Origin of the sequence: Pectobacterium brasiliense (genome assembly GCF_016950255.1) — a bacterium.
Classification (GTDB): domain Bacteria; phylum Pseudomonadota; class Gammaproteobacteria; order Enterobacterales; family Enterobacteriaceae; genus Pectobacterium; species Pectobacterium brasiliense.
The window spans coordinates 462,768-477,186 of sequence record NZ_JACGFN010000002.1; the positions used below are offsets into that span (position 1 = coordinate 462,768).

The window sequence follows — 14,419 nt, forward strand, 5'->3', positions numbered from 1 at the left end:
CGGCTGAATAGGACGTTACGGGATAATTTCTTCTTCAAAGCATTATGTTTTTAAACAGTAAGCCCTTAAAACAATAGTCATTAAAACATGGTCTCTTCATCGTCGCCAATCAGCTTGTTCAACCCGCCACTCAGCGCTTCACGCGCCTGAGCACGGTTGATTAACTTCAACTGTGCCGCCTGAGGGAAATCGGTAATGCTGACCACGCCTTTCTGAATCAAAACCTGAATTAAATCCTCCAGCACGCGCACCATTTCCAGATCGCTTTGCCGCAGTTGCTGGAGACTGGACATTGTGGCCTGATGACTGCGGAACCAGGCCTGCGCCTCACGCGAATCATCGGATAGTTCACCGTTCATTTCAGGAAAAGGACTCTTTTCTACCTTCATCAGGTGGCCATCACTATCGCGCTGGATATAAAACATTTTCAGAGACCTTTTAAGTTTTTGATAAAGAAAGGAGCCGGGCAGGCTCCCCCTTTTGGTCAGCTAGACGGTTCTGGCTTGCTGACCAGACTTTCAAGCGACGGCAATGCACCGTTATAGTGTTCCAACGTAATCGACACTGCAACCGTTCCGCCTTTATCCGCCGTAAAGTTCCCTGCGGTGCTCACTTCAATCGTCGGTGAACCATGATTATCGGTAATGCGAATATAGCGGCTGATATCGGTGCCCTCCTCCAGTTCGCCAACCAGATCGCTTAAATCAATCCGGTCACCTTCTTTGGCATTGAAGTCTTTGATCACATCGTTGCCGATATCACCAGCCTGCCACTTAAAGGTATCCGCACCCGCCCCGCCGATGAGCGTATCGCCCCCTGCGCCGCCGATCAGGATGTCATCTCCCGCACCGCCATAGAGCAGATCATTACCTTCTCCGCCAATCAACGTATCATTTCCACCTTGGCCAAAAAGAATATCATTCCCTGCTCCACCGTTGAGTATGTCATTGCCATCTTTCGCCGACGACAAATCAAACTCCGCGCTGTGCGTGGCAATATAACCATGCATCTCTTTCGCAGTGGGTACGCCTGTTTGCATACCTAACTGCTTGCCGATGTAGTTCTGCAAGGCGGTAATACCATTGCCGTCGATATTAGGAAACGACACGACATCGCCGAACAGAATGTCATTCCCCAACCCGCCATTGAGTTGATCATTACCGGCATGTATCGATTCGCTGCTGCCCAGAATCGCTTTATTTAGGTTAGCAGGATCAATATGATCCTGAACCACACCATCGGTGTCATAGCGCTTCAGCGTATCGCCATTTAAATCAGCACCAATACCGATCGCTTCAATCGTCGACTGCTTCTTCAGCAAATTGAAGGCCTGAGCCGCGTTGGTGTTGCTGACATCGCGGTTGCCTGAATTATCAACCCAGTGCCAATTGCCTCGGTAGTCCTGCGTCCAGTAGCTGCTGTTATTACCCACGCCGCCCAGAGAGGATATTTCATACGTTCCATCCCCTTGCGCGTGTACTTGCCCAATGACCGTACCTACGACTTTCTTACTGTCATCGCTCCAGGCATATTGATAAACGTTACCTTTACTATCAATCACTTCGCGGACAGCCCCGCGTACATCCATAGAGTAAGACTGCCCCGGTTTGTAGGCGATATTGTCAATATTCAGCGACTGCCACCAGTCGCTCACGCGCACTTCATTGGCCTCGTTGGTCTGGTAGTAAGTTGGCTCACCGTCGGTGATGAAATATGTCAGGTTATTACCCACATTCTTTTTCACCACATCACTTTGGAACCAGTTTGCCGTCGTCTTGAATACATCTTCATAGTTGGTTCCACCGCCTGCGGAAGATCCCCCCACCATTGAATTCAATACGGCGGTCAGCTTGTTAAGTGCATTGGTGTCGTTCAGATTTACAGATACGGTTTTACCCACCTGCGTATCAAAGTCAGCCAGGAACACGTTCACCGTGCCAGAATTCGCGCCGCCAGCACTGTTGATCAGACTTTTGAATACGTTACTCAACGACGTGCGCGCATTGTCGATATCCGTTGATGACATGCTGCCTGATGAGTCGACCATAAAGGCAATGTTGTAATTCTGCCCTTCAATGATCTGCAAACCAGATACATCCGCGATCATCACATCATGGCTATGCGTCCCGGACATAGTGTCATCGCCTATCGTACCGATACTCATCCCATACTGTTCAACGCCTCCGGCAGAGTATCCGGTCGCCGTATCGTGATTGGCGATTTCTGTCGATGTCGCCTGCGCGACTACGTTGAATTTACCTGCATCGACTGGCACGTCGAGCGTAATCTTTCCAGCCAGCGTCTGAGCATTGTTGGCGTTCTTGATAATGTACGATCCATCGTCACCAACGGTATATTTCACATTGTTAATGTGGTCAGTGAGCACCGTTCCTTTCGGAATCCCCGTGAGCGTAATCCCTGACAGGGTTTCACTACCGTCACGATCGGTGAGAGCAGCCGAGACATCAAGAGTATGCGTCTGCGTTCCTGCATGACCGGGCACTTTTTCCACCGTCGCACTGTTGGTGCCTGGAGTGTAGGTCGTGCCGTCGCTATAGATCACACCTTCAATATTATTGCTAACCTGCGTCGTAAACGAGCCAGACTTGCCGCTGCTATTGGTGTAATTGACCTTTAGCCCATCCAGCGTATTCACCGACGTATCCTGATTATTGTTCGTGTTGTAGGTCGCGTTATAGGTATAACCCGCCTCTTTTATAACGAACACATAATCAGAATGCGCGCTGCTGCCGTTATTCGTCCGGTTACCGTTGAATGAATCCAAATCGCGGTGATCCTTACGATCGGCCGCCCAATCGCTCTGGCGATAAAAATAGCCGCTGGTAGAGTGCACAACGAAAATATCGCTGTAGCTACCGTCACCGCTAGTGTTGCCCTGACTGTAATACGCCACCTTACCGGTACCGACCACGGTAGGCACAGGATCCCCCTCGGTCAGCCAGACGCGAACCCCGTTACCCACTGCGACGATTTTCCCATTTTGTACGTCGAAGCCACCGTTGGCGCTACCGCCATTCACCTTAATAATTTCTGAAGAGGTCGGCGTCGTGGCACCGCTGGTGATGCTCAGACTCACAACGGGTGCATCGGCTACTGGCGTGATGCCAATATGCAGTGCGGCCTTATCGCCGGTATTCCCTGCGCTATCGACAGGTCGGTAAGCAATGTCACCCAGCGATGCGCCAGAGACATTAGCCGCAGGCGTAAAGCGTAGATCGGTGTTGCCCGCCGTAAAGGATTGTCCAGCGGTGACGGCTTTCCAACTCCCGTTATCATTAAAATAGAGCGTGCCAGCGGCAGCAGGCGGCAGAGACGAAATCACGATGCTTGTGGTATCGCTCGATACGCCCAGATCGCTCCAGCCAATGTGCAGCGGCGTGTCTTCCGTACCAAACACCGTGTTGTTGTGTGCGGCTGGCGGCGTAATATCCATGATAGCCTGACTGCTATCATGCGCATGATTGCCTGCCGCATCGGTTGCCGTCGCCCCTGCAGTAATTTTGCCTTCCGCTAACGTACTCAGATCGACATTCGTCTGCCATTTTCCGTTCGTCACGGGCACGTCATGCAGCGTAACCGACTTACCATTCACATCGGTAAAGACCAGATCGACCTTCTTCTCGTTGCTGGTGCCGCTGACCAGGGTGTTTTTCGACTCACTCTGGCTGACATAGCCATCGTTACCCGCGAAATTCGTAATATCAATTTCTGGTGCGGTTGTATCCACGCTGTATGTATGATGGGTATTCGCCGTGGTGGTATTCCCCGCCGCATCACGCGTGGTCACGCTGGCACTAATGTCACTGTTAGCCGCCAGTACAGAACCGGGAACACTCACACTCCAGGTTTTTCCATCGGCATTCACCGTCGTCTGGTAGGTTTCGGCGCCGACTTTAACCGTAACGCTATCGCCCGCCCTAATCTCATTGCCGACTTTTCCGGTAACAGAGATCGTTTGTCTGGATTCATTAGCATTAATCACGTTATCTGACGTGACATTATCAATTGAAATTGAAGCAACAGGCGCAACCGTATCGACGCCATAAGCATGACTGGTGTTGGCGGTGGTGACGTTACCTACCGTATCGCGAGTGGTGACGGTCGCACTCACATCACCGTTTGCTGCCAGCACGGAACCGGGAACATTCACGCTCCAGGTCTTGCCATCGGTATTCACCGTCGTCTGGTAAGTCTCCGTGCCGACTTTCACGGTAACCGCATCGCCCGCTTTGACTTCATTGCCCACCTGACCCGTGACGGCGATCGTCTGACCGGATTCGCTGACGTTAATCACGTTATCCGACGTGACGTTATCAATAGAGATCGACGCGACTGGCGCAACGGTATCGACACCGTAGGCGTGACTGGTATTCGCCGTGGTGACGTTGCCCGCGGCATCTCGAGTAGTAACGGACGCACTCACATCACCGTTCGTAGCCAGCACAGAACCGGGAACATTCACGTTCCAGGTCTTGCCGTCGATATTCACCGTCGTCTGGTAGGTTTCCGTGCCGACGGTAACGGTGATCGCATCGCCCGCTTTAACGTCGTTATCGACTTTCCCCGTCACCGCAATCGTCTGCCCAGACTCGCTGGCATTGATCACGTTATCCGACGTGACGTTATCGATAGAAATTGAGGCAACTGGCGCAACCGTATCGACGCCATAAGCATGACTGGTGTTGGCGGTGGTAGCGTTGCCTGCGGTATCACGCGTGGTCACGCTGGCACTAATGTCACTGTTAGCCGCCAGTACCGAACCGGGAACACTCACACTCCAGGTTTTTCCATCGGCATTCACCGTCGTCTGGTAGGTTTCGGTGCCGACTTTAACCGTAACGCTATCGCCCGCCCTAACCTCATTGCCGACTTTTCCGGTAACAGGGATCGTTTGTCTGGATTCATTAGCATTAATCACGTTATCTGACGTGACATTATCAATTGAAATTGAAGCAACAGGCGCAACCGTATCGACGCCATAAGCATGACTGGTATTCGCGGTGGTGACGTTACCTACCGTATCGCGTGTGGTGACGGTCGCACTCACATCACCGTTCGCAGCCAGCACGGATCCCGGAACATTGACGCTCCAGGTCTTGCCATCGGTATTCACCGTGGTCTGGTAAGTCTCGGTGCCGACTTTTACGGTAACCGCATCGCCCGCTTTGACTTCATTATCGACTTTACCAGTGACCGCTATGGTTTGGCCGGACTCGGTCGCATTAATCACGTTATCCGACGTGACGTTATCGATAGAAATTGAAGCGACTGGTGCCACCGTATCCACACCGTAAGTGTGATTCGTGTTCGCAGTCGTGATATTACCTGCGGTATCACGGGTAGTGACCGAAGCAGAGATGTCACCGTTAGCAGCAAGTACAGAACCGGGAACATTGACGCTCCAGGTTTTACCGTCGGCATTCACCGTGGTCTGGTAGGTTTCGGTACCCACTTTCACGGTAACCGCATCGCCAACTTTGACTTCATTACCGACCTGACCGGTCACAGCAATAGTCTGACCGGATTCGGTCGTATTAATCACGTTATCGCTGGTGACATCATCAATTGAAATTGAGGCAACTGGCGCGACGGTATCCACACCGTAAGTGTGGCTGGTGTTCGCAGTCGTGACATTACCGGCGGTATCGCGGGTAGTGACCGAAGCTGAGACATCACCATTAGCAGCCAGTACAGAACCGGGAACATTCACGCTCCAGGTCTTGCCATCGGTATTCACCGTCGTCTGATAGGTCTCGTTACCGACTTTCACGGTAACCGCATCGCCCGCTTTCACGTCGTTATCGACTTTACCGGTGACGACGATTGTCTGGCCGGACTCGGCCGCGTTAATCACGTTATCGCTGGTGACATCATCAATTGAAATTGAGGCAACTGGAGCGACGGTATCAACACCGTAAGTGTGGCTGGTGTTCGCAGTCGTGACATTACCGGCGGTATCGCGGGTGGTGACGGTCGCACTGATATCACCGTTAGCAGCAAGTACCGATCCTGGAACATTGACGCTCCAGGTCTTGCCATCGGTATTGACGGTGGTCTGGTACGTCTCGGTACCCACTTTGACGGTAACCACATCACCTGCTTTGACTTCATTACCCACCTGACCGGTCACCGCTATCGTCTGGCCGGACTCGGTCGCATTGATCACGTTATCCGACGTGACATTGTCGATAGCGATCGACGCGACTGGTGCAACGGTATCGACACCGTAGGCGTGACTGGCGTTGGCGGTGGTGACATTGCCTGCGGTATCGCGCGTGGTGACGGTAGCGCTGATATCACCGTTAGCGGCCAGTACCGATCCCGGTACGTTGACGCTCCAGGTTTTACCATCGCTATTCACCGTGGTCTGGTACGTCTCGGTACCCACTTTGACGGTAACCGCATCACCTGCTTTGACTTCATTACCCACCTGACCAGTGACCGCAATCGTCTGCCCAGACTCGCTGGCATTGATCACGTTATCCGACGTGACATTGTCGATAGCAATCGATGCGGTTGGCGCAACCGTATCCACACCGTAAGCGTGATTCGTGTTCGCAGTCGTGATATTACCTGCGGTATCACGGGTAGTGACCGAAGCAGAGACATCACCGTTAGCAGCAAGTACAGAACCGGGAACATTGACGCTCCAGGTTTTGCCATCGGTATTCACCGTGGTCTGGTACGTCTCGGTACCGACTTTAACGGTAACCGCGTCGCCCGCTTTGACTTCATTGCCAACCTGACCGGTGACAGAAATAGCCTGACCAGATTCGCTGGCGTTAATCACGTTATCGGACGTGACGTTATCAATTGAAATTGAAGCCACTGGCGCAACCGTATCCACGCCGTAAGCGTGGCTGGTGTTCGCAGTCGTGACATTACCCGCGGTATCACGGGTGGTGACCGTCGCACTCACATCACCGTTTGCTGCCAGCACGGAACCGGGCACGTTGACGCTCCAGGTTTTACCATCGGTATTCACTGTCGTCTGGTAAGTCTCGGTGCCGACTTTTACCGTAACGGCATCGCCCGCTTTCACTTCATTGCCAACCTGACCCGTGACGGCAATGGTTTGACCGGACTCGGTAGCATTAATCACGTTATCCGACGTGACGTTATCAATAGCGATCGACGCAACTGGCGCAACCGTATCGACGCCATAAGCATGACTGGTGTTGGCGGTGGTAGCGTTGCCTGCCGTATCGCGGGTAGTGACCGAAGCTGAGACATCGCCGTTCGCGGCCAGCACAGCTCCCGGGACATTCACGCTCCAGGTCTTGCCGTCGGTATTCACCGTGGTCTGGTAGGTCTCGGTACCCACTTTAACTGTGATCGCATCGCCCGCTTTGACTTCATTACCGACCTGACCGGTGACCGCAATCGTCTGACCGGATTCGGTCGCATTGATGACATTGTCTGACGTGACGTTATCAATAGAGATAGACGCCACGGGAGCAACCGTATCGACACCGTAAGTGTGGCTGGCGTTGGCGGTGGTGACATTGCCTGCGGTATCGCGCGTGGTGACGGTAGCGCTGATATCACCGTTAGCAGCAAGTACCGATCCCGGCACATTCACGCTCCAGGTTTTGCCGTCGGCATTCACCGTGGTCTGGTACGTCTCGGTACCGATTTTGACGGTAACCGCGTCGCCTGCTTTGACTTCATTGCCAACCTGTCCCGTGACCGCTATCGTCTGACCGGACTCGGTAGCATTAATGACGTTATCGGACGTAACATTGTCGATAGAAATTGAGGCAACAGGCGCAACCGTATCGACACCGTAAGTGTGGCTGGTGTTCGCAGTCGTGACATTACCGGCGGTATCGCGGGTGGTGACGGTCGCGCTGATATCACCGTTAGCAGCCAGTACAGAACCGGGAACATTCACGCTCCAGGTTTTGCCATCGGTATTCACCGTGGTCTGGTAGGTTTCGGTACCGACTTTTACGGTAACCGCGTCGCCCGCTTTGACTTCATTACCGACCTGACCGGTGACGGCAATGGTTTGACCGGACTCGCTGGCATTGATGACGTTATCGGACGTGACGTTATCAATAGAGATCGACGCAACTGGCGCAACCGTATCCACACCATAAGCATGACTGGTATTCGCGGTAGTGGCGTTACCTGCGGTATCGCGCGTAGTGACAGTCGCCGAGATATCACCATTAGCGGCCAGCACAACGCCCGGAACATTGACACTCCAGGTCTTGCCGTCGGTATTGACGGTGGTCTGGTAGGTTTCGGTGCCGACTTTAACCGTGATCGCGTCGCCTGCTTTCACGTCATTATCAACTTTACCGGTCACCGCGATCGTCTGACCCGATTCGGAAGCATTAATGACATTGTCTGAAGTAACGTTATCAATAGAGATAGACGCCACGGGAGCAACCGTATCGACGCCATAAGTGTGACTGGTATTGGCGGTGGTGACGTTGCCTGCGGTATCTCGAGTAGTAACGGACGCACTCACATCACCGTTCGCAGCCAGCACAGAACCGGGAACATTGACGCTCCAGGTCTTGCCATCGGCATTCACCGTGGTCTGATAGGTTTCGGTGCCAACGGTAACGGTGATCGCATCGCCCGCTTTAACGTCATTATCGACTTTCCCCGTCACCGCAATCGTCTGACCGGACTCGGCCGCGTTAATCACGTTATCGGACGTGACGTTATCAATAGAGATTGACGCGACTGGCGCAACCGTATCGACACCGTAGGCGTGGCTGGTGTTGGCGGTGGTAGCGTTGCCTGCCGTATCGCGGGTGGTAACCGTCGCCGAGATATCGCCATTCGCTACCAGCACAGAACCGGGAACATTCACGCTCCAGGTCTTGCCATCGGTATTCACCGTCGTCTGGTAAGTCTCGGTGCCGACTTTTACGGTAACCGCATCGCCCGCTTTGACTTCATTACCGACCTGACCGGTGACGGCAATGGTTTGACCGGACTCGCTGGCATTGATGACGTTATCGGACGTGACGTTATCAATAGAGATCGACGCAACTGGCGCAACCGTATCCACACCATAAGCGTGACTGGTATTCACGGTAGTGGCGTTACCTGCGGTATCGCGCGTGGTGACCGTAGCGCTGACATCACTATTCGCTGCCAGCACCGCTCCCGGCACATTGACGCTCCAGGTTTTACCGTCAGCATTGACAGTGGTCTGGTAGGTTTCGGCACCCACTTTAACGGTGACTGCATCACCGGCTTTGACTTCATTGCCCACCTGACCGGTGACCGCTATCGTCTGACCGGACTCGGTAGCATTAATGACGTTATCGGACGTAACATTGTCGATAGAAATTGAGGCAACAGGCGCAACCGTATCGACACCGTAAGTGTGGCTGGTGTTCGCAGTCGTGACATTACCGGCGGTATCGCGGGTGGTGACGGTCGCGCTGATATCACCGTTAGCAGCAAGTACCGATCCTGGAACATTGACGCTCCAGGTCTTGCCGTCGGTATTGACGGTCGTCTGATAGGTCTCGGTACCGACTTTAACGGTAACCGCGTCGCCCGCTTTGACTTCATTACCGACCTGACCGGTGACGGCAATGGTTTGACCGGACTCGCTGGCATTGATGACGTTATCGGACGTGACGTTATCAATAGAGATCGACGCAACTGGCGCAACCGTATCCACACCGTAAGCGTGACTGGTATTGCGCGGTAGTGGCGTTACCTGCGGTATCGCGCGTAGTGACCGTCGCCGAGATATCACCATTAGCGGCCAGCACACGCTCCGGAACATTGACGCTCCAGGTTTTGCCGTCGGTATTGACGGTGGTCTGGTAGGTTTCGGTGCCGACTTTAACCGTGATCGCATCGCCCGCTTTCACTTCATTGCCGACCTGACCGGTGACGGCAATCGTCTGGCCGGACTCGGTCGCATTAATCACGTTATCGCTGGTGACATCATCAATTGAAATTGAGGCAACTGGTGCAACGGTATCCACGCCGTAAGCGTGACTGGTATTGGCAGTGGTGACATTACCGGCGGTATCGCGGGTGGTGACGGTCGCACTCACATCACCGTTCGCAGCCAGCACAGAACCGGGAACATTCACGCTCCAGGTTTTACCATCGGTATTCACCGTCGTCTGGTAGGTCTCGTTACCGACTTTGACTGTAACCACATCGCCCGCTTTGACCTCATTACCCACCTGACCGGTCACGGCAATGATCTGGCCGGACTCGGTCGCGTTAATCACGTTATCCGACGTGATATTGTCGATAGATATCGATGCAATTGGCGCCACCGTATCCACACCATAAGCGTGGCTGGTATTCGCGGTGGTGACATTGCCTGCAGTATCGCGTGTCGTAACCGTCGCAGAGACATCACCGTTAGCAGCAAGCACCGCTCCCGGAACATTGACGCTCCAGGTTTTGCCATCGGTATTCACCGTCGTCTGGTAAGTCTCGGTACCGACTTTAACCGTAACGGCGTCACCCGCTTTGACTTCATTACCGACCTGACCGGTGACTACAATCGTCTGGCCGGACTCGGTCGCATTGATGACGTTATCGCTGGTGACATCATCAATTGAAATTGAGGCAACTGGTGCCACGGTATCGACACCGTAAGCGTGACTGGTGTTCGCAGTGGTGACATTGCCTGCCGTATCGCGCGTAGTGACTGTCGCACTCACATCACCATTGGCTGCCAGCACGGAACCGGGAACATTGACGCTCCAGGTCTTGCCATCGCTATTGACGGTGGTCTGGTAGGTTTCGGTGCCGACTTTAACCGTGATCGCATCACCGGCTTTCACTTCATTGCCGACCTGACCGGTCACAGCAATGGTCTGACCCGATTCGCTGGCATTGATCACGTTATCCGACGTGACATTGTCGATAGCAATCGATGCGGTTGGCGCAACCGTATCCACACCGTAAGTGTGACTGGTATGCGCAGTCGTGACGTTACCTGCGGTATCCCGCGTGGTAACCGTCGCCGAGATATCACCATTAGCAGCCAGTACAGCACCCGGAACGTTCACGCTCCAGGTTTTACCATCACTATTCACCGTGGTCTGGTAGGTTTCGGTGCCGACGGTAACGGTGATCGCATCGCCCACTTTGACTTCATTACCGACCTGACCGGTGACGGCAATCGTCTGGCCGGACTCGGTAGCGTTAATCACGTTATCGCTGGTGACATCATCAATTGAGATTGAAGCGACAGGTGCAACGGTGTCCACACCGTAAGCGTGGCTGGTATTCGCAGTCGTCACGTTACCTGCGGTATCGCGGGTGGTGACCGAAGCTGAGACATCACCGTTAGCAGCAAGCACCGATCCCGGCACATTCACGCTCCAGGTCTTGCCATCGGTATTCACCGTCGTCTGGTACGTTTCCGTGCCGACGGTAACGGTAATCGCATCGCCCGCTTTGACTTCATTACCGACCTGACCGGTGACTGCAATCGTCTGGCCCGATTCGGTCACATTGATCACGTTATCGGACGTGACGTTATCAATAGAGATCGACGCCACGGGAGCAACCGTATCCACACCATAGGCGTGGCTAGTATTGGCGGTGGTGACGTTGCCCGCAGCATCTCGAGTAGTAACGGACGCACTCACATCACTGTTCGCAGCCAGCACAGAACCGGGAACATTCACGCTCCAGGTCTTGCCATCGGAATTCACCGTGGTCTGGTACGTCTCGGTACCGACTTTGACGGTAACCACATCGCCCGCTTTCACGTCGTTATCGACTTTCCCCGTCACAGCTATCGTCTGGCCGGACTCGGCCGCGTTGATGACGTTATCTGACGTGACATTGTCGATAGCGATCGACGCCACAGGTGCAATCGTATCCACACCATAGGCGTGGCTAGTATTGGCGGTGGTGACGTTGCCCGCGGCATCTCGAGTAGTAACGGACGCACTCACATCACCATTAGCAGCCAGTACAGCACCGGGAACATTCACGCTCCACGTCTTGCCGTCCGCATTCACCGTGGTCTGGTACGTCTCGGTACCCACTTGAACCGTAACGGCGTCACCCGCTTTGACTTCATTATCGACTTTACCAGTGACCGCTATGGTTTGACCGGACTCGGTCGCATTGATCACGTTATCGGACGTGACGTTATCAATAGAGATCGACGCAACTGGCGCAACCGTATCGACGCCATAAGCATGACTGGTGTTGGCGGTGGTAGCGTTGCCTGCCGTATCGCGCGTGGTGACCGAAGCTGAGACATCACCATTAGCAGCCAGTACAGCACCGGGAACATTGACGCTCCAGGTCTTGCCGTCGGTATTGACGGTGGTCTGGTACGTTTCCGTGCCGACTTTGACGGTAACCGCATCCCCGGCTTTGACGTCGTTATCGACTTTACCGGTCACAGCAATCGTCTGACCGGACTCGCTGGCATTAATCACGTTATCGCTGGTGACATCATTAATTGAAATTGAAGCAACAGGCGCCACCGTATCCACACCGTAAGCGTGGCTGGTATTCGCCGTGGTCACGTTACCTGCGGTGTCACGGGTGGTGACCGAAGCGGAGACATCACCGTTAGCAGCAAGTACCGATCCTGGAACATTGACGCTCCAGGTCTTGCCGTCGGTATTGACGGTCGTCTGATAGGTTTCGGTACCGACTTTGACGGTAACCACATCGCCTGCTTTGACTTCATTGCCCACCTGACCAGTGACGGCAATCGTCTGGCCGGATTCGCTGGCATTAATCACGTTATCGGACGTGACGTTATCAATAGCGATCGACGCCACAGGTGCGACGGTATCAACACCATAGGTGTGACTGGTATTGGCGGTGGTGACGTTGCCCGCGGCATCTCGGGTAGTAACGGACGCACTCACATCACCGTTTGCTGCCAGCACAGCGCCCGGCACGTTCACGCTCCAGGTTTTGCCGTCGGAATTCACCGTCGTCTGGTAGGTCTCGGTGCCAACGGTAACGGTAATCGCGTCGCCGGCTTTGACGTCGTTATCGACTTTACCCGTCACGGCAATGGTCTCGCCGGATTCGGTAGCATTGATCACGTTATCCGACGTGATGTTATCAATTGAAATTGAAGCCACTGGCGCAACCGTATCCACGCCGTAAGCGTGGCTGGTGTTGGCGGTGGTAGCGTTGCCTGCCGTATCACGCGTGGTGACCGAAGCGGAGACATCGCCGTTAGCAGCAAGCACCGATCCCGGAACATTCACGCTCCAGGTCTTGCCGTCAGTATTCACCGTGGTCTGATAGGTTTCCGTGCCAACGGTAACGGTGATCGCATCGCCCGCTTTCACTTCATTGCCGACCTGACCGGTGACCGCAATCGTCTGGCCTGACTCACTGGCGTTGATGACGTTATCTGACGTGACATTATCAATAGAGATTGAGGCAACAGGAGGCAAAGTATCGACCGTTATCGCTTCACTTCCCCCCGTACCAGGAATGCCCGCAGTATCGGTGTAACTGCCGTCAGGAATACTGACGCGGACTTCTCCCTCAAAATTGGCGGCTGGCGTCAACGTCGCCGTCCAGCGAGTCGGATCGTTAGGATCCTGCACCAGATTCGTTACTGCACCGTTTGTGACGGTGATATCACTGAGGTCAAAACCAACGATCGGTTTTGTGAAGACGAAATTTACTGTGCCATCGCTGTTTATAACAAGGGTGACAGAAGGCGGGGTGGTATCGGTGGTATCCGTTGCCGCAGCCAGCAACGTAGATGAATCTGCACCATCCAGAACGGACGAGGCTCGGTCAGTAAACGATGAACCAGCGGTATCATAACCAATCGGGGTCGTCACGACCTCGGCCGTCAAATTCAGAACTACCGTTGAATTGAAATGCCCACCGCCGCCGTCACCGGCTTCTCCGGTGTCATCATTACCCGCGGCAGTCGCTTCTAATACTTGCGTTGGGTCGGCGCCCTGAGCGATAGCATCTTGTATAGCCGCGACATCATCGGCGACATCCGCATTGGACTGAGAGGATGCATTGCTAACATCGCTCCAGCGGCTATCACGCCCCAAATCCAATGTTTTGCCATCCGGTAATGTGATTGAAACCGCGCCGTTAGCGCCAGTTACCACTTCTTCACCGCTGTAAACCCGATCGCCAGCAACCAGCAATCTCTGGCTTCCATCAAGCGCGACGATAAAAACTTGTCCAATAACGAATTTAATGACGCCAATCACACTATTCAAAATGCTTTCTCCTTGATATCTATAATTATTTTTATAATATGGCGATATTGCGGCTATAGATTTTTGCTATCATCCTGATAAGGTTGATTTGCTGTGTGTCGTCCTGACATTTTATGAAAAAAAGCGTTACGATAGTGCTGTCGTTATGCGTCAAACGCTTGACTCAATGACCGATATAATAAAAAATTCGGAATATTCTTTCCAGAACT

General features: G+C 53.6%; 3 protein-coding genes. All 3 read right to left on the reverse strand.

What is annotated here, in order from left to right; translation table 11 throughout:
* Positions 1 to 80: 80 nt before the first annotated feature.
* From H4F65_RS16670 to H4F65_RS21930, 3 genes are read right to left on the reverse strand one after another with little or no spacing between them, the layout of a single operon-like run.
* Positions 81 to 425: a hypothetical protein gene (locus H4F65_RS16670; protein WP_010280133.1), complete on the reverse strand. Its 345-nt coding sequence runs from the start codon at positions 423 to 425 to the stop codon at positions 81 to 83.
* A 59-nt stretch (positions 426 to 484) separates the two neighbouring features.
* Complete coding sequence (locus H4F65_RS16675; RefSeq protein ID WP_240350889.1) at positions 485 to 9,757, reverse strand: Ig-like domain-containing protein; 9,273 nt, start codon at positions 9,755 to 9,757, stop codon at positions 485 to 487.
* Positions 9,639 to 14,201, reverse strand: a complete 4,563-nt coding sequence (locus H4F65_RS21930) for a beta strand repeat-containing protein (RefSeq protein WP_338155006.1) — start codon at positions 14,199 to 14,201, stop codon at positions 9,639 to 9,641. The genes H4F65_RS16675 and H4F65_RS21930 overlap by 119 nt, the downstream gene beginning before the upstream one ends.
* Positions 14,202 to 14,419 lie beyond the last annotated feature (218 nt).